We start from the raw sequence: 22,844 nt of genomic DNA on the forward strand, positions 1-22,844 counted from the left end.
GGCGAGGGAGCTTGCTCCCGCTGGGCTGCGCAGCAGCCCTCTCAAACCACATCATCGACAATAATGTGCCGCTCCTGCCGCGAGCAGCGCTCGATCCGCGCCTGGACCCGGTACACGTCGCGCAGCATCTGCTCGGTGATCACCTCGTCACTCCGGCCGCAGCCTTGCGATGTTCCATTGGCAATGACCAGCACCTGGTCGGCAAACCGCAGGGCCTGGTTCAGGTCGTGGATGGCGATGAACACAATGACCGAGTGTTGGCGGGCGAAGTCGCGCATGAAACTCAACACCTGGACCTGGCGATGCATGTCCAGGGCGCTGGTGGGTTCATCCATCAACAACACCTCGGGTTCGCGCACCAGCGTCTGGGCGATGGACACCAGTTGCTGTTGCCCGCCGCTCAGTTCGCCAAGGTTGCGAAAGGACAGTTCGCCGATGCCCAGGGATTCGAGGATACGGTCCACCACTTCCAACTCGTCGGCCTGCACGGCCCAGCCGGGCGCTTGCTGCTTGCGCGCCAGCAGCACCGATTCGTAGACCGTCAGCCGGGCGCTGGCGTTGAGGTTCTGCGGCATGTAGCAGATGCCGCCCAGCCCTCGGCGCGACCCTTCCAGGCGGACCTGGCCGGGGCCGTCGATCAAGCCGGCGATGCGTTTGAACAAGGTGGATTTACCGGCCGCATTCGGGCCAACCACCGCCACCACTTCGCCGCCGCTGAGCACCGGCGTACTGATTCCTTCGAGTATCGACCGCTGGCCATACCGCGCGCCGACCCCTGCCAGCTCGATCGTTACCATGAGTTTTTCCTGCCGCCCAGAATCAGAGAGATGAAAAACGGCACGCCGATCAACGACGTGACCACGCCGATGGGGAAGATCGCGCCCGGTATCAAGGTCTTGCTCACCACCGAACTCGCTGACAGGATCAGCGCACCGGTCAGCAGCGAGGCGGGGAGGAAGAAGCGCTGGTCTTCGCCGATGAGCATTCGCGCGATGTGCGGGCCGACGAGGCCGATGAAGCCGATGGTGCCGACAAACGCCACGGGAAATGCCGCCAGCAGGCTGACCATGATCAGCGTCTGCAAACGCAACTTGCGCACATTGACGCCGAAGCTCGCGGCTTTCTCGTCCCCCAGCCTCAGGGCGGTCATGGCCCAGGCGCGGCGTGCGAAAACCGGCAAGGTGACCAGGATCACCAGGCAGATCACACCGAGTTTCGGCCACGTAGCCTTGGTCAGGCTACCCATTGTCCAGAACACCACGGCGGCCACGGCCTGCTCTGTGGCGAAGAACTGCACCAGCGCCAGCAGGGCATTGAAAGTGAACACCAGCGCGATGCCCAGCAGCACGATGGTTTCGCTGGTCATGCCGCGACGCAAGCTCAGCACGTGGATCAGCAATGCAGACAGCATCGCCATCACGAAGGCATTGAGCGGCACCATGTACTGGGCGATCACCGGGACCAGGGCCACGCCGAATGCCAGTCCTAACGCCGCACCAAAACTGGCCGCCGCCGAGATGCCCAAGGTGAAGGGGCTTGCCAGCGGATTGTTGAGGATGGTCTGCATCTGCGCGCCGGCCAGGGACAAAGCGGCGCCGACGGCCACGGCCATCAGCGCCACCGGCAGGCGAATGTCCCACATCACCACGCGCACCTGGGGCGCCGCCGCGTCAGGGGAAAACAGCGCGCCCAGCACCTCAACCAGGCTGTAGCTGGCCGGGCCGAGGGCCAGGTCCAATAACACGCTGAACAGCAGCAACACCGCCAGGCCGACCAGGATCAGGCGCTTGCGCCAGACCTGCTCGCGATAAATCGTACCCAGGGCGATGTCATCGATTCGGCCGTTCATGGTTGTGCCTGCGCTGGCTTGAGGCTGACGAAGTAGCCGGGCTCGTAGGGCACGGACAGGAACCGTTCGTGGAACTCGCGGAACGTCGCGTCCGGGTCGAGTTCGGCGAACAGGTCCGGGTGGAACCACTTGGCCAGTTGCTGGATGGCGATGAACTGGTACGGACTGTTGTAGAACTGGTGCCAGATGGCGTGGAACCCCTGGGTTTGCTGGGCCTTGATCCCGGCATAGGCAGGGCGCTGGGTGTACCACTGCAACTTGCGCCGCGCTTCGACCAGGTCGGCGCCTGGCCCGACGCCGACCCAGTGTCCGCCTGGGGCGAAGGCCTCCCAGTTGGCACTGGTGACCACCACTTGTTCCGGGTTGGCGACGACCACCTGCTCGGCATTCAACTGGCCGAAAGTATTGGGAATGATCGGACTGGCGATGTTGCGGCCGCCGGCCAGTTCGACGAAGCGGCCGAAGTTCTCATTGCCGAAACTCAGGCAGCAATCGTCCGTGTAGCCGCCGATGCGCTCGATGAACACTTTGGGTCGAGGCGGCTGGCGGGCCTGGATAACATCGGTGACGCGCCGGATCTGCTGGTTGCGAAAGGTGATGAATGCCTCGGCGCGCGCCTCTTCGCCGAACAGTCGCCCGAACAGACGCATGGTCGGCTCGGTGTTCTGCATCGGGTTGTTGCGAAAGTCCACGTAGACCACCGGAATGCCAAGCGCATCGAGCTTCTCGATGTAGCGCGCATCTTCGGTGGCGTGCTGGGCCTCGATGTTCAGCACGATCACGTCCGGTTGCTGGCTGATCGCTTGCTCGATGTCGAAGGTGCCGTCTTCGAAACCACCAAACGTCGGGACCTTGGCAATGGCCGGAAAGCGCCGCAGGTAAGCGCCGTAGGTGTCCGGGTCGGACTGGATGAGGTCCTTGCGCCAGCCGACGATTCGGCGGATTGGATTATCGGTGTCCAGCGCCGCCACCAGGTACAACTGGCGGCCTTCGCCAAGGATGACCCGGCGCACGGGAATGCGTACCTGGACCTGGCGGCCAAGCAAGTCGGTGACAGTGGTCTTGGTGACGGGCGAGGTGTCCGAAAAACCAAAGCCGCTCAGCAGCAAGGTCGCGGCGCCAAGCAGCCAGGCGGTGAGCGTCGAACGCGTCATGGGTGGAATCAGCATGGTTTGAACCTTGTCAGGGACCGTCCCGCCAGCGGTGCACGCGCTGGCGGGGCGGGTCTCGATCAGAAGTCGACAGTCGCCGACAGCAACAGCGTGCGTGGCGCGCCTTGGGAGAACGCGCCGTAGGACGCCACGCCGGACCAGTACTCGCGGTCGAAGACGTTTTGTACCGTGGCGCGGAACGTGGTTGGCCGGCCATCGAGCACGGTGCTGTAACGCGCGCCGGCATCAAAGCGGGTCCACGGGTCGAGTTCCTGGGTATTGGCCTGATCGACGTACTGGCTGCCGGTGTAGATCGCGCCGCTGGTCAGCGTCATGCCCTGGACCCAGGGCGTGTCCCATTCGGCCCAGAGGTTGGCCTGGACTTCGGGTACGCCCACCGGTTTGTTGCCACGATTGGCGGCGGTCCCGCTTTTGGTGAGTTCGCCGTCGAGCAGGGTGACGCCGCCCAACAGCCGCGTACCCTCGCGCAGTTCACCGAACATATTCAGTTCGATGCCGCGGTTACGCTGCTCGCCCTGGACGGAATACACGCTACCGGCCAAGCCATTGGTCAATTCGCCGGCGGGCTTCTTGATCTGGAATAGCGCCAGGGTCGAGGTGAACGTGCCGTAGTCGACCTTGACCCCGACCTCCTGCTGACGCGAGATGTAGGGCTTGAAGACTTCCCCCGAATTGCTGGCGTTGGCCGGCGCGGTGTCGCCCTTGCTCAGGCCCTCGATGTAGTTGTAGTAGAACGACACATGTTCCCAGGGCTTGATCACTGCGCCGAACAAGGGCGTGGTTTCGCTTTCGTCGTAGGAGGGCGAGGTGCGTGCGCCGGTGACGCTGTTGTAATTGTGTGATTCGACCCGTTGCTTACGCAGGCCCAGTGTCACCTGGACCCGTTCATCCAGGATCGACAGGGTATCGGCCAGCGCCATGCCAGACAGTTCGGTATCGGAAATCTTCGACACGTCGGGCGAGGCAATGGACGGTTTGTCGCGCTCCACCGGGTGGTAGATATTCGAAAAGAGCGGGGCGCCTGAGTTGATCCCTCGTCGCAATTCGTCACGATAACGGCTGGCCTGCAAGGTCGCACTGTGGCTGATCGCGCCGGTTTCGAACCGGGCCCGGGCGCCGGCATCGACGGTGTAACGCTCCACCTCGAACTTGTAATAGCCCGGTGTCGAGCGGGTGTCTCCGGCGCTGTTGAGGATCGTCGGTGTCTGGTCCGACAGCCGCGCCACATCGGACTTGCCGCCACCGGCGTGGCCAAACACGGTCAGGTTGTCGTTCACATCATATTCGCCGCTGAGCAAGGCCGATTTGTCGCGAGTCTTGGACCAGGCCCAATCCTGGGTCACGTTGCTGCGCCCGTTGGCCGCCGAAGGCACCTCGACGCCGCGCGCAATGTTGAACGGCCGCGAGGGGGCGTCCCATTGTTCTTCCTGGCTGATCAGGTCCAGGCTGGTCCTGAATCGGTCGCCCTGATAGTCCAGCGAGATGGCACCGATGCCGACGTCCCGGGACTGCTTGTCAATCGCGGTGTCGTCGCCCTGCAGGCTGGCGTTGACGCGCACGCCGAAACGACGTTCCTCGCCGAACCGACGACTGATGTCGACATGCCCACCGGCCTGGGTATCCATTGCGTAGCTGGCCGTCACGCGAGTCAGGTCCTGCTCCAGGGAGCGCTTGGGCACGATGTTGATCACGCCACCGACGCCGCTGTTGGGCGACATGCCATACAGCAGGGCGGCCGGGCCCTTGATGACTTCGATGCGTTCGGCGTACTCGGTGAACACTCGGTAGTTCGGTGCCACGCCATACACGCCGTCGAACGCCAGCTCGCCCAGGTTGCCTTCGCCCACCGGGAAGCCGCGGATGAAGAACGAATCGACGATGCCGCCGGTCTGGCCGGTGGAGCGCACCGAGGAATCGCGCTCCAGCACGTCGGCGGCGGTGACGGCCTGCTGGTCCTTCATCAGGGTCGATGTGTAGTTGCTGACGCTGAAGGGCGTGTCCATCAAGTCCTTGTTGCCCAGCAGGCCAACCCGGCCGCCACGGGCAACCTGGCCACCGCTATAGGCGGCCGGCAAATCACCGGGGCGCACTTCGGCGGCATTGATCGTGGTCTGCGCCAGCGCCAGCTCACCGTCGCCGGCGCTTTTTTGCAAGGTATAGCTGCCATCGTCCCGTAGGACCAGATCCAGGCCGCTGCCAGCCAGCAGCCGATCGAACGCTTCACGGGCGGTGAACTGGCCGGACAGGCCGGGGCTGTTCAACCCTTGCGTGAGGGAAGGCTCGAATGACAGGGCGATACCGGCCTGTACGGCGAACGCCGACAACGTGGCGCCCAAGGGGCCGGGCTGGATGTTGTAGGACTGGCTGGCGACGCTGTCCAGCGGCGCGCCCGGTGCCGCCCAGACCCCGGGGCTCAGGGTACAAAGTGCGACGCTGAGCATGGCACTGCGAATCGCCAGGGTCAGCTTGCGATCCGAACGCAGGGGGCGGGCAACGGGCATGGCGGGGTGATCCTGTTCAGAGGGTTTGCTCTCTAAGCCAGCCAGGATCGAAAAAAGTATCACCCTCGCACGATTATTTTTTCCAGCGCTCACGCCGGCGCCAGCATGACCCAGTAATCGCCCAGGCGGGAGCTCACGTTGATGGGGTAGGTCTGGGCAAGCATGTTCAGGGTGCGCCGGCTGTCGTTGACCGGAAAGGCGCCGGATATCCGCAGGTTGGCAATCGCCGGGTCGCAACGCAGGACGCCACTGCGATAACGGCTCAGTTCGTTCACGAAGTCCGCCAGGCGCATGTTGTCAGCCATCAGCATGCCCTGGGTCCAGGCCAACACCGATTTGTCGACGGGTGTGGGGGCGTCGAAACCCAATGCGCTGAAGCCGCTGCGTTGGCCGGCCTGCACGACCTGTTCGCCAATTCCCTTGACTTGAATGCGCACCGTGCCCTCCAGCACGGCGAGGCGGGTGTGCCCGGTTTCTTCGCGAACGCTGAAGCGCGTTCCAAGCGCTTGCATCCTGCCTTCGTTGGTTTGCACCAGGAACGGTCGGGCGACAGGTGAGGGATCTGCGGCTGTCTGGACCAGTATTTCGCCGCGACGCAAGAGCAGCAAACGCTGGCGATCGTCGAAATACACGTCGATTGCGGTGTCGGTATTCAACGTGACGTGAGTGCCGTCGGTCAGGGTCAAATCGCGACGCTCGCCCACCGGGGCGCGGTAGTCGGCGGTCCATTGCTGCCAGTCGTTGAGCTTCCAACTGCCCCAAGTCAAGGGCGCCAGCGCAAGCAGGGCGGCGAGTTTGCCCATGGCGGCACGGCGTCCAGGATGGCTCGGCCGGTCCAGCGACGGCATCGCCAGCGCCGGGGGCAAGCCCTGCAGCTTGCTCAGCAATAGTTCGGCACGGGCCCAGGCCTGGCGGTGCGTCGGGCTGCTGTTTCGCCAATGCTCCCATTCCTGGCGCTCGGAGTCGCTGACGCTGCCCTCGCTCAGGCGCATAAGCCAGTCGGCGGCTTCGTCGAGGATGGACGGGTCGAGGGCGTGGCGGTCATGGGACGGCATTCAATCCACCAACGTCAGGCAGTGCAGGAATGCCTGTTTCATGTAGCGCTTGACAGTGATCAGCGAGACGCCGAGCTGCGTGGCGATGTCGTCGTATTTCAATCCATTGATCTGCGACAGAAGAAAGGCGCGTTTTACGTGAGTCGGCAGGGTATCGAGCATGGCGTCGATTTCATGCAGTGCCTCAAGTACCAGCAAGCGTCGTTCGGGGGATGGCACCTCAGGCTCCGGCAATGATGCCAGTGCCTGGAGATAGGCGCGCTCAAGTGCCTTGCGCTGGAACCAATTGACGAGGATGCCGCCGGCAACACAACTCAAGTACGCCCGCGGCTCTTCGATCACTGCCACTTTGGAGGCGAGAATGCGAATGAAGGTGTCGTGCGCCAGGTCGGCGGCGTCCAGCGCGTTGCCAAGCTTTCTATAAAGCCTGGCGTACAACCAGCCATGATGGCCGCTATAGAGGTCTGCGACGGTGCGCAGGTGACAATCATTGACCGCTGACCCTGTATCGCTCATGGCTGTTTATATTTTGTGATAGTGAGAATTATTCCCAATAGTAGTGGAGTCGTTCATCACCGCGCAAGGTCGATCTTGGGCGCGATGGAATTTTGGCCTCGCATCGTTATTCGGGGGGCTCGCCGAGCATCTTTGCCGGTCTATAGCGCAGCAGGATCAAGGGAGGCAGTGCCATCGCATAGGCAAGACAGACATAGAGATATGTGTATTCCAGGCCATAAACCTGACTGAGCAATGCGCCGAGGGAGATGCCGATAATGGATGCGGTCTGCGAAACGCTCTGTGCCAGTCCAAGCACATGTCCCTGGCGGCTGTTGTCGGCGCTTTTGGAAATGAGCGCGGTCAGCACCGGTGTGGTCGCGCCCAATAGCAGACCCCAGATGAAATAGGCGAGGGCGAAGATTACCGGCTGGCGAGTCAGGCCGGCCACGGCGGTTGCAACGATGCAAGACATCACGATGCCGGTCATGGCGCGTGGCGTCTGCGCCGGATTGCGCTGCTCGAAGTAACGTGACCATGACGTAGCGAAGAGGATGAATCCCAGCGCCAGCAAACCGTAGCAAAGCCCGGTCATGGCATTGCTGACGTTGAAAGTCGACACCACGTACAGCGAGAAGGACGTCTGCGGCAGCATGCGTGCGAGCAGCAGAAGGCCCATGATCCCCAGCAACGATGCGATTGCCGGGCTGGAGACCCCGGGACGCGAGGGCTTGGGTTGGTCGGGCACGGTGGCCGGTGACTTGGCGGGGGGCACGTGGGGCAACGCCAGTGTGGCGACTACGGCACAAATGGCGCACAGGACCGAAGCCACGAGGTTGATCCAGAAAAATGTCGCGTGGTCCAGGATCAACCCGCCGACGACCGCGCCCAACAACGAGCCAACGTTGGTGGATATCTGCAGGATGGCGAAGAGCCTGGCCCGCCGCGAGGGCGCTTCGATGCTCACACCATAGGCCTGGGCGGGGGCGATATAGCCGGCGAATGCGCCTTGCAGGAAGCGCAGGATCAGGATGATCCAGATATCGTCGGCCAACGCCAATCCAAGCTGGGTCAACGACAGGCCCACCAGCGCACGGATCATCATCAGCTTGTGCCCATGCCGATCACCGATACGGCCCCACAACGCACTGGTCAGGATGATGCCCAGCATCGGCCCTACATACACCGCCGTGCTGGCGAAACTGAACAGTGCGTCGTTGGTCGTCATTTGGCGCAGGTGAACGGGCCAGAAGGGACCGCTCATTTCCATCGCACCCATGGAAACCAGTTGAATCGCAAATAACAGATAGACCAGCAAACGGACACTGGAACCCTGGGGGATACCGGCGTGGGACATGGGCAGACTCGCAAGGCGGCTAAGGCTGTGTCTTATCCGACAGTGCGCCGATCCGGGCAAGAAAAAAATGCATCAACCGATGCGTATAAGCTAACCCAGTGGCGAGGGAGCAAGCTTCCTCGCCACTGGATTGATTTCACTCCGGCCGAAAAACTGCTCGCAAACAATCCTGGCGTTTCTCCTTGAACATTGCATAACCCTCCACCGATTGTTCCAGGCCCATGGGGTGAGTCAGGAGATAGGAGGGGTCCAGTTCGCCTTTCTGGATGTGCTCGAACAGCCGCTTCACATAACGCTGCCCCGGTTGCTGGCCGGAGCGCAGGGTCAGCGATTTGTTGACGATCGCCCCCATCGGGAATTTATCCAGCAAGCCGCCATACACCCCGACCACCGACACTGTCCCACCCTTGCGGCAGGCGCGGATTGACTGGCGCAACACCGTCCCGCGCTCGGTGTGCAGGCGCAGCATCTGTTTGGTCTTGTCGTAGAAGTAATCGACTTCGGTGCCGTGGGCTTCCATGCCGACGCAATCGATGCAGCGATCCGGACCTCGGCCGCCGGTCAGTTCCAGCAGGGCGGCGTGTATGTCCGTGGTCTCGTAGTTCAGGGCGATGGCGCCGGCCTTTTCCTCGGCCAGGCGCAAGCGATCGGGGAAGCGGTCGATGGCGATTACCCGTTCGGCGCCCAACAGATAGGCGCTGGACATCGCCATCAACCCAACCCCGCCACACCCCCAGACCGCGACCGTATCGCCGGGCTGGATGTCCGCGTTATCGGCTGCGAAAAAGCCCGTGGGCACCGCGTCGGAGACGAACACGGCCTGTTCGTCGCTGACGCCCTCTGGAATGGTGAACAGGTTGACGTCGGCGAAAGGTACCCGGATATAAGTGGCGTGGCTGCCGGCATAACCGCCGAATGCATGGCTGTAGCCGATGATGCCGCAAGCCGGCTGGCCGTAGGCAATGTCCGTTGCGGTGGGGTTTGGATTGGAGTTGTCGCAGCAGGAGAAGTCCGAGCGTTGACAGTGCTCGCATTCGCCACAGCCGACAATCGACACCGTGACGACCCGGTCGCCTTTCTTGATTTGCGTGACAGCCGAGCCGGTTTCCACCACTTCGCCCATGAATTCGTGCCCGATGATGTCGCCGGCCTGCATGGTCGGCACGTAGCCGCCCAACAGATGCAAATCCGAGCCGCACACCGAGGACAGGATCACCCGCACGATGGCATCGCGGGGGTTGAGAATGGACGGATCGTCGACGGTCTCGACTTGTAGCTTGTTGGGGCCTTGCCAAGTCAGTGCGCGCATCAGACGGTACCTCCATTGAGTTCGGATTTGTCAGTGGGTGAGTCATTGGCCGGTGCTCGCGTCGCGCTGGAGGCCGGATGTACGAAGAGGAAATCCTTCGTCTGCGGATCGCGCATCTTGTTGGTGCTGATTTCGCCCGTTTCCAACTGCTGTTTTATGCTGCGCAACACGTTCAACAGGGCTTTATCGGAGAACCGCGAGATGGCGGCGGCGAGTGCATAGCCGGCCGCGCCGAGGGGCGTCTCGCATGCCACGATGACTTTGACCTGCGTACCACGACCGGCCGGCGCATCGCTGAAATGCATCTGGATGTCGTGCTTGAAGCGTCTGTCCGGGCCGGCGATCCAATGCAGCTTGCGGCCTTCCTTGGGCTCGCACTGTTCGAGGTCACAATGCAGCGTCTTGTCCATCGGGCCATGGGCGACCCAGCGATAGGTCCGTTCGCCGGTCTGCTCGATGGTGTCGATCCACGGCATCAGCGCGCCAAGATTGGCCGGATCGCTGCAGAACGCATACACCGCCTCCCTGGGCTTGCCAATCGTGATACTGCGGGAAATCACCTTGCTGCCGTCCCAATCGCGATCCTGCTCGAACGTCTGCTCGAAGGGGCTGTGGGTCATGGCCCGCTTGATCCTGCAGGTGCCGGAATAGGCGCGCCAGGTGGCGCACGCACCCAGCAGCAATTGCGGCAAGCCCTTGAGTCCTCCCTGGCGAAGACCGTTGGCAATCAGCAATGAGCCGGCCGCCAGCGACACCAGTCGCTCCGGCGTGCCGAGATTAGGGTGGGAAGGCGTGGGTACCGGAGCTCGGCTCGCCACCAGTTTTGGGCGTTCAGTCATGATGGTTCTCCTTACTGATCCAGGGACGACATAAGGGATGAACCAAGGTAAAAGGCGGTTGTTCCGTTGGGGTCGGTGGTTTGCCGATGAGCTGGACAGGGGACTGGTTTTGGCTTGTTGCGTTGCCAGGAAAAACAGCCATCAGGTTGATTGCCAGGCAAATTTTTTTTGAAATCAAGGGGTTGTCAGCCTAGGCAAATGAGTACATAATTGCGCCCATCGAATGCATCGAGGCGTAAAAAACTTCAATGTTTTCAAGGAGATAGCTCGCTATTGGCGGCTGTATCCGGATAAGTTCCTATCCGTCTGATGTGGTTTCATTGCATTGGGCGTATTGAGGCCGAATAGCAAAATGGTTATGCAGTGGATTGCAAATCCACCTACGCCGGTTCGATTCCGACTTCGGCCTCCACTTTTAAAAAGCTCTGTAGATCCATGATCTACAGAGCTTTTTTATTTGCGGAGCAATGAAAGGTTTTGTCTTGAAAAGGGCAATGGCGACCTTGCTTCACAGGGGATGGATGTATATATTTCCCCCTCTGTTGTACCCGCCGCGAGCCTGTCAGATACTATTTGCCAGTTTCATGCGGCTTTACCGCGCTACCGCCCGAATGGCGAAACTGGTAGACGCATGGGACTTAAAATCCCCCGCTCGTAAGGGCGTGCCGGTTCGATTCCGGCTTCGGGCACCATCTAAAATCAAGGGTTTGCGGGCGAAAGCTGATGCAAACCCTTGTTTGTTTCTGATCCGCAATTGGGCGATGGTCCGCAATGACTGAAGGTGCTTTACGACGTCTATAGCCTGCGTCGAAACGCCTCAAGTATCTCCCGCATTCCTTTTTTCATCTGCAGCTGGGCGATGGCCTCCAGCGGGTGCCACACGCAGTCGCTGATTTCGTTCTGTGGCCTGGCCGCTGTCGAGTCGTTGACTGAAGCTTCGAACACGTGATGTTCGGTGCCGCCTTCATTGAACTGCATCAGGTAAAGCAGGTTTTCGGCGCTCAGCCCGGTTTCTTCCGCCAGCTCCCTGAGTGCGGCATCGGCATGGGTCTCGCCGCGCTCGACGGTGCCGCCGGGCAGGGCCCAGCGACGCTCGGGTTTACGCACCAGCAGGATGTGGCGATCTTCTTCACAGATGACGGTCGCTCGAATTTTCATGCCTCGCCCAACCTCGACTGTCATTAAATTGCAATATTACTGCAATATTTGAGCCTTGCTCGATTCAAGTGTTCAACAAAGATTTTGTTACCCCATGACCGTAGGAACGCGGCCCATGGGAAAAGGCTGCGTTTATTTCGCGAACGGTTCGGGGGAGTTCGGGGGACGGGGAGGAAAGGCTGCGCCAATGACCGATCATCGCCAAAAATGAATCAGCGCCGAAAAAACGCATCAATGTTGGGTGGACTGGCCGGCCCCGTCGTGGGGGAGCGAGGAGAGATGACCACCGTTGAAGATTTCAAAGTCAAATCCCATGAGCTCTTGGTCGAGCTCGATGCAGCGACGTCAGAAATGATGGCGCTGATCTGTATCCATCAAATGTCCGGGACCGCCTGGGATGAGGCGGTTCGGCGTCAACACGAGGCCTATGAGCAATGGGTCGACTACCTGAACGAGCGCTTGTAGCTGCACGATCGTCACCGCAATCAGCAGGGCAGATTCTTTGAACGGACCTACGGCGGCCATGCCTAATCCATAGACTGACAAGAGGATTAAGGCCATGTCTGAACTAGCCAGTTATTTCTGGATTGCCGTCGCGGTGTTGCTGTTGCTTGTGGATCTTTGGGCAATCGTCAGCGTCTTTCGGAGCGACAAGGCGGCTGGCACCAAGGCAGGCTGGGCACTGCTTCTGATCATCTTGCCTGTAGTGGGCTTGATCATCTGGGGAGTGGCCGGGCCGCGAGGTGTCAAGAATCCGCCTTCATCGCCGGAGCACAGCAAGGGCTGACGCAGGCGAAGCGAGCCACCCGGTCAGCGGTTTTTCCATTGGCCGCCGGTGGTCTCGCAATCCTTCCGGGCTTGCTGGAGCTTTTGCGCGTCGTAGTAGTACCAAGTGACCTGCGCATTGTCCGGAATATTCGCCGAGCCGGCGCTTGGATCCTTGCTGGTGGAGTGTGGGTTGGCCAGGGCTTCTTGGGTCAACCTGGCTTGGCAGGTGGCCACATAGCCGTCGGCGCAACGTTCGACCGGTTTCTTTTCAGTGCTCAACGTACCCTTGCTTTCGTTGCTGCACGACCAGCCAATGGCTTGCGAAGGCACGCCCTTGTATTCATAACAACTGCGGGTTTCGATTTCCGGTACTGCCTGGCTTTGGGATCGGCTAAGGACCTCACACCCTTGCGCCATGACGGTGGCAGGGCAGGCGCAGGCGATGAGCAGCAGGACTCTGGCATTCATGGTGGTTCTCCCTTTTGACGGCTGTTGCATCGATACCTATCAATATCGAGGGGCAAAGGAATGCCGTTGTTCCATCGGGTTTCAACCGGTGGAGTTCAGGGGGAACCGGTATGGCGCATCAGCGAAACTTGGGCAGTGGCCGTTCCGCAGGCTTGAGGGAAGACAAGGCGCTCTGGATCGAAGGGGCATCTTTTTCGATGTCATTGAGTCGGTCGCGGATGCGCACTGCGGCGGGGTGTCCGCCCTGGTGGTCGACCCAGTCGGCGATTTCCTTGCAGGCTGCTGTCAGTCGCGCCTGGCGCGATTCCAGTAAGGTGAGCAGGGTGGTGATGGACTCTTTTTCGGACATGTCACACCTCCATTCAAGTTTGAAAAAAAGGGCAGCACGACGCCCGTCGGTCATGACGGCTCATGCTGAAGTTAAGCGTAGTTGAGTTATTTGCGGTCTGTCGAAGAATCCGGCGCACGACTGGACAGTCGGTGCGCCGGGAACCTTATTTGATTCAGCCAGACTCCTTGATCCAGGATGGCGCGACGGAGGCTCGCCAGCGCACATCGGTAATGCCATATTTCTCTGCCATGGGTTTGGAAACCCGCTTGACCTTCTCCCTGCCGAATTTGGGTATGCGCCCAACACCCGCGTCGCAACTGGCCCAATGCCAAGCTTCGGAGTTATTCATCACTTCCGCGCGAATGATGAAAGACTTGGGCTCGCCATGGAGCATGTAGTCGATGATGTAAAGCGATGGACCGCCCATAAATCCTCCCTAATTGATCCTATACGGATGGATACGGAGGCGTTCGGAAAATTCCATCGGATTTCCAGACGGTCAAGGCCGGGGGTGACAGAAAGGCGTCGCGCGTTGCAGAACAACCGTGCTCACGGTGTGGAACCAAACCCGGGTAACCTTCTCCAAGGTGAGCTTGAAAGCACCGGTGCCAGGGATCTAAGGCGACGCAATGTGGCACTGAATAAAGGCAAGACATGAAAAACATCGCCTGGGCGCTGATCGTGGCGCTTCTCGCCAGTGGCCTGTCGGGTTGCATCGGCCCGCCCATCGAACTGACCGCGCAGACCGAACAACGCTTGCGTGCGCAACCTCCCATCCGTTTCCTGCTGACATTCGATGACGGCCCCAGCGCATCATCTTTATGGAACCCGAGCGACGAGGTACTGGATGCCTTGGCGCAGAACCCGGTCCAGCCTGGGATCAAGGCGGTATTTTTTGTCCAGACGCGAGGGCCGCGAGCCGGCGGCAGTGAAATTGGCCGCTCGATCATGCGCCGTGAGCACTTGGAAGGGCATGTCCTTGGCTTTCATACGGCCACGCATTGGCACACCAACCATCGATTCCTCGATCCTGACGAGTTGGAGCAGTCCCTCGATAACGGCGAAGGCGATATCGCTGCGGTCACGGGCGCGCCGCCCAGCCTGGTGCGGCCGCCGTTCTGGAGCTACGACAAACGCACCTTCGCCGCCTACCAACGTCATGGAATGCACATATTGCTGACAGACCTGAGCGCCAACGACGGCAAGGTCTGGGGCATCACCCTGAGTCCGCGACGACGGATGAACCTGACGCGCCAGCTCTCGGAAGTACGCGAGCGTATCGCTGACGGACAGTTGCCTGTGGTCGATGGGGTGATTCCAGTCGTCGTGACCTTCCATGATCTCAACCGGTACACCGCTCGTCACACTCGGGAGTACCTGGAGATTCTGCTCGACAGCGCGAGGCTCACCGGCTTGAAAACCGATGCCAAACCCTTTTACGACGACCAGCGGATGCTGGAACGGGCGGCCATGGCCCGCACGGTCAGGGACACGTCCCAACCGGTGCATCTGCCGGGTTTATGGGACTGGCTGTGGGATTCGGATTCCCATTGAGGCGTTTGAGCGCTTCCTCCTTGAGCGTGAATTGCGACGCTCGGTCGGCCGACCTGTGTCAACCGGTAGTAAGGTAGGCAACGCAACCCCGTTTTCCCAAGGAGGTTAGGTCTATGAGTACTGCAATGTTGACGAAAATGCACATCAATGGCTATGACGTGCTCAGCGTAAACAGTGGCCCCTGGAAGGTGTGCACCCAGGCTGACCGGCTGGGTTCCTTTGCTACGCGCGAAGAGGCGCTGGCCTATGCCGCCGCGTTGCCGACCAGGAGGCCACGTCGCGTGCGCCCTGGGAACATCCAGTAGCCAGGTGCAACGGCTGCACGGCGAGCATCAATGCCCGCCGCGCAGCCTAGCTGTTCAAGCGTCCGCCAATTCCAGCGGAATTTCGAGCGTAAACAGGGCGCCTTGCCCTGGCCCATCACTGTGGACGTAGAGGCGGCCATCCATTTCCACGGCGGCCAACGCACAGCTATGCAACCCGAACCCATGGCCGTCCTTGCGGGTGGTGAAGCCGTGATTGAAGATCCGGGCCTGGTTCTCCGGCGCGATGCCTTCGCCGCGATCCTTGACGCTGATGTGCAATGTCGTCGGGTCGACGATGCGGATGCCCAGTGTCATTTCCCGTGGATGATCGACATGAGACATGGCGAACTTGGCGTTGCTGATCAGGTTGATCAGGATCAGCAGCAAGCGGTGTTTATCGCCCATGATCAGCGGGCTGTCCTGATAATCCTTGATCACCGTGACATGGTGTCGACTCAGCGCGCCCGAGTTCATGCGTAGCGCATCTTCGAACAGGTCGCTGACCTTCAGCGGTTCGATCAGCCGGGCAGCACCGGCATAGGTTTGTTGTGTCGTAACGATTTCCTTGATGTGGTCGATGCTCTTGGTCAGCTGCGCCAGCTCTTCAATAAGTTGCACTTGCTCGTTGGCAATGGAATCCACCAGCTCATTGAAATAGCGAGGCAACAACTTGCCTTTTTCGTCCTCGGTGATGAACTGGCCCAAGTCTGTGGCATGTTCATTCATCATCCTGACGGCTTTCCCCAAGCCCTGCGTCTTACTGTTCTTCAACTTGCGCGTCACCAGCTCTGCCGAAATATTCACGCTGTTGAGGACGTTGCCGACATTGTGCAACACGTTGGTGGCGATCTCGGCCATGCCTGCCATGCGCGCCGCGTCCACCAACTCCCGCTCGGCCTCCTTCAGCTCGCGGGTTCGCTCTTGCACGCGCTCTTCCAGCCGGTCGTTGGCGGTTTGAAGTTCATGGTTGATCTGATTGATGACTGAATAGCTGCGCACCAGCCGTACGGCCAGGTAGATCATCAGAAGCGCCATCAGGCTGGCGCACACGGCGAGGTACATATGGTATTGGCGGTCTGTCGCGGCCGTCCGGCGCTGGGTTTCGTTCAGCAGTTCATTGATGCTGTCCAGCTCCTGGGCTACCGGAATCACGCTGATGCGGTCCAGCAGGTCGTTGACTAGCGGCTGTTCCTGGATGACGGTGTTGGCGTGCTGTGTCAGGGAGACAAAAACGGGTCGGTAGGAGGCGGGCAGTTGCTCAATCGCACGTTCGAGTTCGCTTAATTGAGCCTGCACTTCCCTAGCTTTATCCGACGTCACGTAAAGCGCGTATTCCGAGGTGGTCAGAGCCAGGTCGAGCACACTGGAGGCAATGGTCAGGCGAGTTGCTTCGCTGCCGGACTTCTTGTCCTGCAGCAAGGTTTGAATCTCATCCTCGACGGTTGGGAGTTCATCCAGGGACTTGCGTAGGTTGGCGTTGTGTTGTTCGAACTGCTCTACCAGCAGGCGCTTGTTCTGGACGGCTTCTACATAACCCTGCCGGCGTGATGCCCAAAGCGATGCCAAGGGGCCCGAGTTGTTAAGCCGTTCCAATTGCTCCCAACGACTTTGTGCTTCAGGCGGTGGGGCCAGGGACAGGTTGTTGTTGACGCCGATCTTCTTCCTGAGAATTTTCACATTCCAGTTGGCGTCGGCCTGTTTGAGCTGGCGGATGAAATCGCGCGATTCGAAATAGGTCGATGAATCGTACGTATACGACTTGATCAAAAAGAATATCAATGCCGAGAAAACAACCAGCGCCGCAGCCAACAGGGCGGGCCATTTGTATTTCCTGATAAGAATGGTCACGTGTTTCTCCTGTCCAGGACGGCTGCCGGAGCAGATGCCGGGTGGGGGAGTGAAAAGCGGTTATTGGTACGAAGAGCGGAGGGAGGAGTATTGCGCAAGCGTTGCGTTGGTTTTTTGCCTGGGTACACGTTGAGCTCCCTGCTAACGGTAAACGTCTGGTCGTCAGTGAGCAAAGTGTAGCGTCAACCAACGAGGGGGCGATGTTTGTTCGGCTGCGTTGCGCAGGCAGGGTAGCGGAGGCGCGGCCAGAATTGACCGCGCCGATGCAACTTATTTCAGATCGATAAAAGGCAGTGCGCTGTTTGGCAGCATGGTGGTCGGCAATTCGCCGTTCCAGCGCTCGGCCTTGGTCAGCTCAACCAAGTTCTGGTTGCTGGCCAGCGCCTGGGCACGAGCCTTGATCGCCTCGGCTTCAGCCTTGCCGCGAAGCTCGGTGGCCAGGGCGTCCGCCTTGGCCTGGGCCACTTGCGAATCGGCCTCCGCCTGGGCCTGGGTCACGCGAATCTGGGCCTGGACCTGTTCCGTTGCGAGTTGTTGCTCGCGAGTCTTCACTTGGACTTCCGCTGCCATGCGCGCTTCGATGGCTTTTTCATAGGCGTCGCTGAAATCGATGTTTTCAACCTGGACGCTGTCGATGATCACCGGCCCGGTAATCGTCGATTTGATCGCAGCGGAAATATCATTGACCAACTGGACCCGGTTCTGCACAGCGGCGACGGCGTTGAACTTGCCGAACACGTTCTCCACCTGTGTCGGCACCTGCCGGCTGATCATCCGGTCGCGAATACCTTCCAGGTCCTTGAACTGGGTGTAGACCTTCGCCACATCGGAAGGCGCAATGTGCCACGACACGGACACCTTGAGCTCAGCTGATTGCTGATCCTTGCTGTAGGCCTGCAGATCGTCGTACGACGTGACCTGGCTCTGGGTACTGATCAGGCGGACCGATTCGATAAAGGGCGTCTTGAACGACAGCCCCGGCTCAACCACCCCGACCAGTGCGCCGTTACGCAGGAGCACGCCGCGCTCGGTTTCATCAACCGTGTACCAACTGCCAAAGAAGACACACAACAGGGCCACGCCGATAATGGCTGCGCTGATCGAACCGATGGTTTTACTGGTCACTTTACTTTCCTTGAGTGGTTTAGGAGATGGCATGCACTGTTTCCTTTGTGAAGACCGTCACTGTTTTTTCAAACGCCAGACACGAAAAAGCCCTGACAAGTCAGGGCTTTAACATTCAAATATGGCGGAGGCGATGGGATTCGAACTCATGGACCTGTTACAGTCGACGGTTTTCAAGACCGTTGCCTTAAACCACTCGGCCACACCTCCGTATTGCGTTGCGGGCGCCATAATACCCGAATGAAACACACTGTCAAACTCTCTACGTAGCTTGTTACAGAGCGTCTGTTATGATCCTTGCCACTGAATGTTTCAAAACCGGAGGAGTGTCGCCATGCGCGAACAGGATTACGCAGTGAACAACAGCGTGCAGGCTGAGCAGCTAGAAGTTAGCCGCGTCCTGCGCAACACTTATGGCCTGTTGGCACTCACGCTCGCTTTCAGCGGTGTGATGGCCTACGTCGCACAACAGATGCGTGTCGGTTACCCGAACATCTTCGTTGTGCTGATCGGTTTCTACGGCCTTTTCTTCCTCACCAACAAGCTTCGTGATTCGGCCTGGGGCCTGGTTTCGGCTTTCGCCCTGACCGGTTTCATGGGCTTCCTGCTCGGCCCGATCCTCAATCGCTACCTGCAAATGCAGGGCGGCGCCGAAGTGGTCAGCTCGGCGTTCGCCATGACCGCCCTGGTGTTTGGCGGCCTGTCGGCCTACGTGCTGATCTCCCGCAAGGACATGAGCTTCCTGAGCGGTTTCATCACTGCTGGTTTCTTCGTGTTGCTGGGTGCGGTAGTGGCCAGCTTCTTCTTCCAGATCAGCGGCCTGCAACTGGCGATCAGCGCCGGCTTCGTGCTGTTCTCGTCGGTCTGCATCCTTTACCAGACCAGCGCGATCATTCATGGCGGCGAGCGTAACTACATCATGGCGACCATCAGCCTGTATGTATCGATCTACAACCTGTTTGTCAGCTTGCTGCAGTTGTTCGGGTTGATGGGGCGTGATGACTGATATTGCCAGATTGCCTGGTGAGCTGTTGACTTGAGAGACGGCGCTTTTCCGAAAGGAGGGCGCCGTTTTTTTTGGTGTGGTGGTTTGTGTGCATATCCGTTTCTTCGGTATCGGCTGCTGGCGGTTCCGCTCTTACAGCGGGTCACTTTTTTCAGACGCCAAAAAAGTAACCAAAAAGGCTTTGCCCCACCACTCGGCACCTCGCTTAGGCTCGGTGTTCCCTCACTCCGGCCAGCGTGGTTTAACGGGGCGCAAAGATCAAGATCAAGATCAAAATCAAAGTCGAAAGCAGAGCAAGAACTGGGGCATCTGCCACCTGTGGCTGCGCCACTGCTATCCGAGCAAGCTCCACACTGGATTTTCATTAGCCACAACACTGACATGGACCAAAGAACCCTGTGGGAGCGAGCTTGCTCGCGAAGAGGCCAGTACATCCAACATCATCATTGGCTGTTACATCGCCTTCGCGAGCAAGCTCGCTCCCACAGGGGAACCAGGTCGGCCACCACCAACGAAGCTCACTCCATCGGCGGCAATCGCCGCTTCACCGGCGTCTTCTTGACAATTGCCGTATTGGTCTCCGCAAGCACATTCAACTTGTCCAGCAACACATCCAACTGTTCCATCGATCGTACATGCAGCCGTGCGATGAAACAGTCCTCGCCCGTCACCTTGTCGCACTCGGTAAATTCACCGATGGCCTGGATCTGTCGCTCCACCTCCTGCAACTGCCCCGCCAGCGGACGAATCCGCACGATGGCCTGTAGCTGATAACCAAAACACTTCGGATCGACCTCAACCGTGTAGCCCCTGAGCACGCCACGTTCTTCGAGTCGTCGCAGGCGCTCGGCTACGCTGGGGGACGACAGGCCGCTCAGGTTCGCCAAGGCCTTGAGCGAACGCCGGGAGTCTTCCATCAAGGCGCTGATGAGGATTTGATCGATGTCGTCAGTCATTTCGGCTCCGTTAGGCAAATACGTGAAGCTGCCTTGATAAAAAAGGTGGAAAGCCAGTTTAGCCTTTTCCAAGCCATGGAGAAGCGGCCCGGTGGATGGGCATACTGTGCTCACTTGACGAAGGAGCCCGAAGATGGACAAGACCTTACGCCGCGGTTCGCTCGAAATGACCGCCGCCATGCTGATTTCCGGAACCATAGGCTGGTTCGTGCTGGTCTCGGGCCAGCCTGTGCTGGATGTGGTGTTCTGGCGTTGCGTGTTTGGCGCCGGCACGCTGCTGTTGATTTGCGCGGGCCTTGGCTTCTTGCGCCGGGACATTCTGACACGCACGACTTTCCTGCTGGCGGTGCTCAGCGGCGTGGCAATCGTCGGTAACTGGGTCTTGTTGTTCGCGTCCTATTCCCGCGCTTCGATTGCTATCGGTACGGCGGTGTACAACGTCCAGCCATTCATGTTGGTGGGGCTGGCGGCGTTGTTCCTGGGGGAGAAAATCACGGCGCAGAAACTGTTCTGGCTGGCGGTTTCGTTTCTCGGGATGCTGGCGATCGTCAGCGCCCATGGCGAACAAGGGCAGGGGGGCGGGAATTATCTGGTGGGTATTGCCTTGGCGCTTGGGGCGGCACTGTTGTACGCCATCGCGGCGCTGATCATCAAGCGCTTGACGGGCACGCCACCGCACCTGATCGCGCTGATCCAGGTGAGCACCGGGGTATTGCTGCTGGCGCCATGGGCGAATTTCTCGGCGCTGCCGCAGCAGCCAGAAGCCTGGGCCAGCCTGGTGGCCTTGGGCATGATTCACACGGGCGTGATGTACGTGCTGCTGTACAGCGCGATCCAACGGTTGCCGACTGCCGTGACGGGCGCGCTGTCCTTTATCTACCCGATCGCGGCGATCTTCGTCGACTGGTTCGCCTTCGGCCATCGTCTCGAACCGCTGCAATGGCTGGGCGTGGCGGCGATCCTGCTGGCGGCTGCCGGCATGCAGCAGGGCTGGGGCCTCAAGTGGCGCCGCGCAGCCCTGTCCTGAACAATGGAGGCGCGTCAGAAGATGTAATCGGTGGTCAGGAAGTTTGAATCCCGTTCCCGGATGATGTCGCTGATCAATGCCTTGTTGTTCTCCTGGAACTTGGTCGCCACCAATGTGCGGATCGAAAAGGTGCGCAGGGCATCGTGCACTGACAACGTGCCTTCGGCGGAGTTTTTCCGGCCATTGAACGGGAAGGTGTCGGGGCCGCGCTGGCACTGGGCGTTGATGTTGATGCGCCCGACCTGGTTGGCAAAGGTGTCCACCAGCTTGCCGACTTCGGCCGGGTTGGTGCCGAAGATGCTCAGTTGCTGGCCGAAGTCCGACTCCAGTACGTAGTCGACCACGGTGTTGAGGTCGCGGTACGGCACGATGGGCACCACCGGGCCGAACTGTTCTTCGTGATAGACCCGCATCGCCGTGTTCACCGGGTAGAGCACGGCCGGATAGAAGAACGAAGCCCTGGATTCTCCGCCGTGCTGGTTCATGACACCCGCGCCTTTGGCGATCGCATCGGCCACCAGCGAATGCAAGTAATCGACCTTGCCGGCTTCCGGTAACGGTGTCAGGGCCACGCCATCTTCCCAAGGCATCCCGGGTTTCAAGGCGGCGAGCTTGGCATTGAATTTCTCGATGAACGCCGGGGCGACATCTTCGTGAACAAACAGAATCTTCAGTGCCGTGCAGCGTTGGCCGTTGAATGACAGCGAACCGGTCAGCGCCTCGCTGACGGCGTTATCCAGGTCGACATCACGCAGCACCAGGCCGGGATTTTTTGCATCCAGCCCAAGGGCGGCACGCAGGCGATGTGGGCGCGGATGAAGTTTCTTGAGGTCGCTGGCGGCTTTGTTGGTGCCGATGAACGCGAAGATGTCGATCTTGCCACTGGCCATCAGCGCGCTGACGGTTTCTCGCCCACTGCCGTAGATCACATTGATGACCCCGGCCGGAAAGCTGTCGCGGAAGGCTTCCAGCAACGGACGGATCAGCAGCACGCCAAGCTTGGCCGGCTTGAATACCACGGTGTTGCCCATGATCAGCGCGGGAATCAGCGTGGTAAAGGTTTCGTTCAGTGGATAGTTGTAAGGGCCCATGCACAGGGCAACGCCCAGGGGGACGCGTCGGATCTGTCCAAGAGTGTCCTGTTCCAGTTCGAAGCGGCTGGAGCGACGGTCCAGTTCCTTGAGGGCATTGATGGTGTCGACGATGTAGTCGCAGGTGCGGTCGAATTCTTTCTGGGAGTCCTTCAGGTTCTTGCCGATCTCCCACATCAGTAGCTTGACCACGGCTTCACGTTGTTCGCGCATGCGCGCCAGGAAGCTTTCGACATGACGGATGCGTTCGGCGACGCGCATCGTCTGCCATGTGCCTTGGCCGCGATCATAGGCCCGGACGGCGGCGTCGAGCGCGGTGAGTGCTGTCTCGGCATCCAGCAGCGGTGTGCTGCCGAGGATGACCTGCTCATCGCCACCGGGGCTTGCCAGGTAAACCGGGCTGCGCACGGTGGCCAGGGGACCTTGCCAGGTTCTCAGTACGCCGTCGACCAGGTATTCCCGTTGTTCGACCGGGTCACCGAGACGGTAGGCCGGCGGAATATCGGTGGCGCTGGGGAATAGATCGGAAAGTAGGTTGGCTGTGGTCATATCGTTACTCCATCAATGAAATGAGCCATGGGCTGACAGTCTGCAGCGCTTTTAGCGTTATACGCCTTAATGGAGGTGTTT

Annotated in this window: 23 protein-coding genes and 3 tRNA genes; 8 read left to right on the forward strand and 18 right to left on the reverse strand. The window is 59.9% G+C overall.

The window, feature by feature from the left end; genetic code table 11:
- Positions 1-41: 41 nt before the first annotated feature.
- The 9 genes from Q7C33_RS13655 to Q7C33_RS13695 all read right to left on the reverse strand — a co-directional run bounded on the left by Q7C33_RS13655 (position 42) and on the right by Q7C33_RS13695 (position 10,577).
- Complete coding sequence (locus Q7C33_RS13655) at positions 42-797, reverse strand: ABC transporter ATP-binding protein (protein WP_407683549.1); 756 nt, start codon at positions 795-797, stop codon at positions 42-44.
- Entirely contained in the window at positions 791-1,849 is a 1,059-nt protein-coding gene (locus tag Q7C33_RS13660) for a FecCD family ABC transporter permease (RefSeq protein ID WP_217861797.1), read from the reverse strand. The genes Q7C33_RS13655 and Q7C33_RS13660 overlap by 7 nt, the downstream gene beginning before the upstream one ends.
- The gene (locus tag Q7C33_RS13665; protein WP_407683550.1) at positions 1,846-3,018 is read right to left on the reverse strand and encodes an ABC transporter substrate-binding protein; all 1,173 of its coding nucleotides are present in this window, start codon (positions 3,016-3,018) and stop codon (positions 1,846-1,848) included. The genes Q7C33_RS13660 and Q7C33_RS13665 overlap by 4 nt, the downstream gene beginning before the upstream one ends.
- Positions 3,019-3,080: 62 nt before the next feature.
- Positions 3,081-5,522: a TonB-dependent siderophore receptor gene (locus tag Q7C33_RS13670; protein ID WP_407683551.1), complete on the reverse strand. Its 2,442-nt coding sequence runs from the start codon at positions 5,520-5,522 to the stop codon at positions 3,081-3,083.
- Positions 5,523-5,611: 89 nt separating this feature from the next.
- Complete coding sequence (locus Q7C33_RS13675) at positions 5,612-6,577, reverse strand: FecR domain-containing protein (RefSeq protein ID WP_407683552.1); 966 nt, start codon at positions 6,575-6,577, stop codon at positions 5,612-5,614.
- Positions 6,578-7,093: a sigma-70 family RNA polymerase sigma factor gene (locus Q7C33_RS13680; protein WP_198796988.1), complete on the reverse strand. Its 516-nt coding sequence runs from the start codon at positions 7,091-7,093 to the stop codon at positions 6,578-6,580.
- A gap of 106 nt (positions 7,094-7,199) precedes the next feature.
- Positions 7,200-8,429 carry an MFS transporter gene (locus Q7C33_RS13685; RefSeq protein ID WP_407683553.1) on the reverse strand — a complete coding sequence of 410 codons (1,230 nt, stop codon included), beginning with the start codon at positions 8,427-8,429 and terminating at the stop codon, positions 7,200-7,202.
- 136 nt (positions 8,430-8,565) lie between these two features.
- Positions 8,566-9,738, reverse strand: a complete 1,173-nt coding sequence (locus Q7C33_RS13690; RefSeq protein WP_217861800.1) for a zinc-dependent alcohol dehydrogenase — start codon at positions 9,736-9,738, stop codon at positions 8,566-8,568.
- Positions 9,738-10,577, reverse strand: coding sequence for an SRPBCC family protein (locus Q7C33_RS13695; RefSeq protein WP_080628632.1), 840 nt, complete (start codon positions 10,575-10,577; stop codon positions 9,738-9,740). The genes Q7C33_RS13690 and Q7C33_RS13695 overlap by 1 nt, the downstream gene beginning before the upstream one ends.
- Before the next feature lie 338 nt (positions 10,578-10,915).
- Between Q7C33_RS13695 and Q7C33_RS13700 the strand changes: the two genes are divergently transcribed.
- Positions 10,916-10,989, forward strand: a tRNA-Cys gene (locus tag Q7C33_RS13700).
- A 193-nt stretch (positions 10,990-11,182) separates the two neighbouring features.
- Positions 11,183-11,269: transfer RNA gene (locus Q7C33_RS13705), tRNA-Leu, on the forward strand.
- A 103-nt stretch (positions 11,270-11,372) separates the two neighbouring features.
- Here Q7C33_RS13705 and Q7C33_RS13710 read toward each other — a convergent pair.
- Positions 11,373-11,735 (reverse strand): NUDIX hydrolase, encoded by a 363-nt coding sequence (locus Q7C33_RS13710; RefSeq protein ID WP_323154616.1) that lies wholly within the window; start codon positions 11,733-11,735, stop codon positions 11,373-11,375.
- A 279-nt stretch (positions 11,736-12,014) separates the two neighbouring features.
- Here Q7C33_RS13710 and Q7C33_RS13715 point away from each other — a divergent pair, with 279 nt between their 5' ends.
- On the forward strand, positions 12,015-12,200 hold the full coding sequence (locus tag Q7C33_RS13715) for a hypothetical protein (RefSeq protein ID WP_030142541.1): 186 nt from the start codon (positions 12,015-12,017) through the stop codon (positions 12,198-12,200).
- 94 nt (positions 12,201-12,294) lie between these two features.
- A complete protein-coding gene (locus tag Q7C33_RS13720; protein WP_198796984.1) occupies positions 12,295-12,522 on the forward strand; it encodes a PLD nuclease N-terminal domain-containing protein in 228 nt (75 codons plus the stop codon).
- A 23-nt stretch (positions 12,523-12,545) separates the two neighbouring features.
- On the opposite strand, the gene Q7C33_RS13725 is transcribed toward Q7C33_RS13720, so the two are convergent.
- From Q7C33_RS13725 to Q7C33_RS13735, 3 genes are all read right to left on the reverse strand, one after another.
- Positions 12,546-12,971: a hypothetical protein gene (locus Q7C33_RS13725; RefSeq protein ID WP_407683554.1), complete on the reverse strand. Its 426-nt coding sequence runs from the start codon at positions 12,969-12,971 to the stop codon at positions 12,546-12,548.
- A 118-nt stretch (positions 12,972-13,089) separates the two neighbouring features.
- Positions 13,090-13,320 carry a hypothetical protein gene (locus tag Q7C33_RS13730; RefSeq protein ID WP_181290176.1) on the reverse strand — a complete coding sequence of 77 codons (231 nt, stop codon included), beginning with the start codon at positions 13,318-13,320 and terminating at the stop codon, positions 13,090-13,092.
- 154 nt (positions 13,321-13,474) lie between these two features.
- Complete coding sequence (locus Q7C33_RS13735) at positions 13,475-13,729, reverse strand: DUF6555 family protein (protein WP_003181556.1); 255 nt, start codon at positions 13,727-13,729, stop codon at positions 13,475-13,477.
- 227 nt (positions 13,730-13,956) lie between these two features.
- Between Q7C33_RS13735 and Q7C33_RS13740 the strand changes: the two genes are divergently transcribed.
- Together Q7C33_RS13740 and Q7C33_RS13745 are read left to right on the forward strand one after the other, a co-directional pair.
- The gene (locus Q7C33_RS13740) at positions 13,957-14,856 is read left to right on the forward strand and encodes a polysaccharide deacetylase family protein (RefSeq protein ID WP_030142537.1); all 900 of its coding nucleotides are present in this window, start codon (positions 13,957-13,959) and stop codon (positions 14,854-14,856) included.
- A gap of 113 nt (positions 14,857-14,969) precedes the next feature.
- A complete protein-coding gene (locus tag Q7C33_RS13745; RefSeq protein WP_249875065.1) occupies positions 14,970-15,161 on the forward strand; it encodes a DUF2188 domain-containing protein in 192 nt (63 codons plus the stop codon).
- A gap of 54 nt (positions 15,162-15,215) precedes the next feature.
- Here the strand turns inward: Q7C33_RS13745 and Q7C33_RS13750 are convergent, their stop codons facing one another.
- The 3 genes from Q7C33_RS13750 to Q7C33_RS13760 form a co-directional block, all read right to left on the reverse strand.
- Positions 15,216-17,009 (reverse strand): DAHL domain-containing protein, encoded by a 1,794-nt coding sequence (locus Q7C33_RS13750; RefSeq protein ID WP_407683555.1) that lies wholly within the window; start codon positions 17,007-17,009, stop codon positions 15,216-15,218.
- 270 nt (positions 17,010-17,279) lie between these two features.
- Entirely contained in the window at positions 17,280-18,134 is an 855-nt protein-coding gene (locus Q7C33_RS13755) for a prohibitin family protein (RefSeq protein ID WP_030142534.1), read from the reverse strand.
- 122 nt (positions 18,135-18,256) lie between these two features.
- Positions 18,257-18,344, reverse strand: a tRNA-Ser gene (locus Q7C33_RS13760).
- A 124-nt stretch (positions 18,345-18,468) separates the two neighbouring features.
- Here Q7C33_RS13760 and Q7C33_RS13765 point away from each other — a divergent pair.
- The gene (locus tag Q7C33_RS13765) at positions 18,469-19,140 is read left to right on the forward strand and encodes a Bax inhibitor-1/YccA family protein (RefSeq protein ID WP_030142533.1); all 672 of its coding nucleotides are present in this window, start codon (positions 18,469-18,471) and stop codon (positions 19,138-19,140) included.
- Positions 19,141-19,658: 518 nt separating this feature from the next.
- Here Q7C33_RS13765 and Q7C33_RS13770 read toward each other — a convergent pair.
- Positions 19,659-20,096 carry an Lrp/AsnC family transcriptional regulator gene (locus Q7C33_RS13770; RefSeq protein ID WP_030142755.1) on the reverse strand — a complete coding sequence of 146 codons (438 nt, stop codon included), beginning with the start codon at positions 20,094-20,096 and terminating at the stop codon, positions 19,659-19,661.
- A 133-nt stretch (positions 20,097-20,229) separates the two neighbouring features.
- Here Q7C33_RS13770 and Q7C33_RS13775 point away from each other — a divergent pair, with 133 nt between their 5' ends.
- Positions 20,230-21,123: a DMT family transporter gene (locus Q7C33_RS13775; protein WP_258650790.1), complete on the forward strand. Its 894-nt coding sequence runs from the start codon at positions 20,230-20,232 to the stop codon at positions 21,121-21,123.
- Between the two features lie 14 nt (positions 21,124-21,137).
- Here the strand turns inward: Q7C33_RS13775 and Q7C33_RS13780 are convergent, their stop codons facing one another.
- Entirely contained in the window at positions 21,138-22,763 is a 1,626-nt protein-coding gene (locus tag Q7C33_RS13780; RefSeq protein WP_407683556.1) for an NADP-dependent glyceraldehyde-3-phosphate dehydrogenase, read from the reverse strand.
- Between the last annotated feature and the right edge of the window lie 81 nt (positions 22,764-22,844).

Source organism: Pseudomonas sp. BP11-1-1 (assembly GCF_052112105.1).
Taxonomy (GTDB): Bacteria; Pseudomonadota; Gammaproteobacteria; order Pseudomonadales; family Pseudomonadaceae; genus Aquipseudomonas; species Aquipseudomonas alvandae.

Excerpts from the sequence above, each read along its gene's own strand:
- Q7C33_RS13655 (WP_407683549.1), bottom strand. The coding sequence starts at position 797 with ATGGTAACGATCGAGCTGGCAGGGGTCGGCGCGCGGTATGGCCAGCGG.
- Q7C33_RS13660 (WP_217861797.1), bottom strand. The coding sequence starts at position 1,849 with ATGAACGGCCGAATCGATGACATCGCCCTGGGTACGATTTATCGCGAG.
- Q7C33_RS13665 (WP_407683550.1), bottom strand. The coding sequence starts at position 3,018 with ATGCTGATTCCACCCATGACGCGTTCGACGCTCACCGCCTGGCTGCTT.
- Q7C33_RS13670 (WP_407683551.1), bottom strand. The coding sequence starts at position 5,522 with ATGCCCGTTGCCCGCCCCCTGCGTTCGGATCGCAAGCTGACCCTGGCG.
- Q7C33_RS13675 (WP_407683552.1), bottom strand. The coding sequence starts at position 6,577 with ATGCCGTCCCATGACCGCCACGCCCTCGACCCGTCCATCCTCGACGAA.
- Q7C33_RS13680 (WP_198796988.1), bottom strand. The coding sequence starts at position 7,093 with ATGAGCGATACAGGGTCAGCGGTCAATGATTGTCACCTGCGCACCGTC.
- Q7C33_RS13685 (WP_407683553.1), bottom strand. The coding sequence starts at position 8,429 with ATGTCCCACGCCGGTATCCCCCAGGGTTCCAGTGTCCGTTTGCTGGTC.
- Q7C33_RS13690 (WP_217861800.1), bottom strand. The coding sequence starts at position 9,738 with ATGCGCGCACTGACTTGGCAAGGCCCCAACAAGCTACAAGTCGAGACC.
- Q7C33_RS13695 (WP_080628632.1), bottom strand. The coding sequence starts at position 10,577 with ATGACTGAACGCCCAAAACTGGTGGCGAGCCGAGCTCCGGTACCCACG.
- Q7C33_RS13710 (WP_323154616.1), bottom strand. The coding sequence starts at position 11,735 with ATGAAAATTCGAGCGACCGTCATCTGTGAAGAAGATCGCCACATCCTG.
- Q7C33_RS13715 (WP_030142541.1), top strand. The coding sequence starts at position 12,015 with ATGACCACCGTTGAAGATTTCAAAGTCAAATCCCATGAGCTCTTGGTC.
- Q7C33_RS13720 (WP_198796984.1), top strand. The coding sequence starts at position 12,295 with ATGTCTGAACTAGCCAGTTATTTCTGGATTGCCGTCGCGGTGTTGCTG.
- Q7C33_RS13725 (WP_407683554.1), bottom strand. The coding sequence starts at position 12,971 with ATGAATGCCAGAGTCCTGCTGCTCATCGCCTGCGCCTGCCCTGCCACC.
- Q7C33_RS13730 (WP_181290176.1), bottom strand. The coding sequence starts at position 13,320 with ATGTCCGAAAAAGAGTCCATCACCACCCTGCTCACCTTACTGGAATCG.
- Q7C33_RS13735 (WP_003181556.1), bottom strand. The coding sequence starts at position 13,729 with ATGGGCGGTCCATCGCTTTACATCATCGACTACATGCTCCATGGCGAG.
- Q7C33_RS13740 (WP_030142537.1), top strand. The coding sequence starts at position 13,957 with ATGAAAAACATCGCCTGGGCGCTGATCGTGGCGCTTCTCGCCAGTGGC.
- Q7C33_RS13745 (WP_249875065.1), top strand. The coding sequence starts at position 14,970 with ATGAGTACTGCAATGTTGACGAAAATGCACATCAATGGCTATGACGTG.
- Q7C33_RS13765 (WP_030142533.1), top strand. The coding sequence starts at position 18,469 with ATGCGCGAACAGGATTACGCAGTGAACAACAGCGTGCAGGCTGAGCAG.
- Q7C33_RS13770 (WP_030142755.1), bottom strand. The coding sequence starts at position 20,096 with ATGACTGACGACATCGATCAAATCCTCATCAGCGCCTTGATGGAAGAC.
- Q7C33_RS13775 (WP_258650790.1), top strand. The coding sequence starts at position 20,230 with ATGGACAAGACCTTACGCCGCGGTTCGCTCGAAATGACCGCCGCCATG.
- Q7C33_RS13780 (WP_407683556.1), bottom strand. The coding sequence starts at position 22,763 with ATGACCACAGCCAACCTACTTTCCGATCTATTCCCCAGCGCCACCGAT.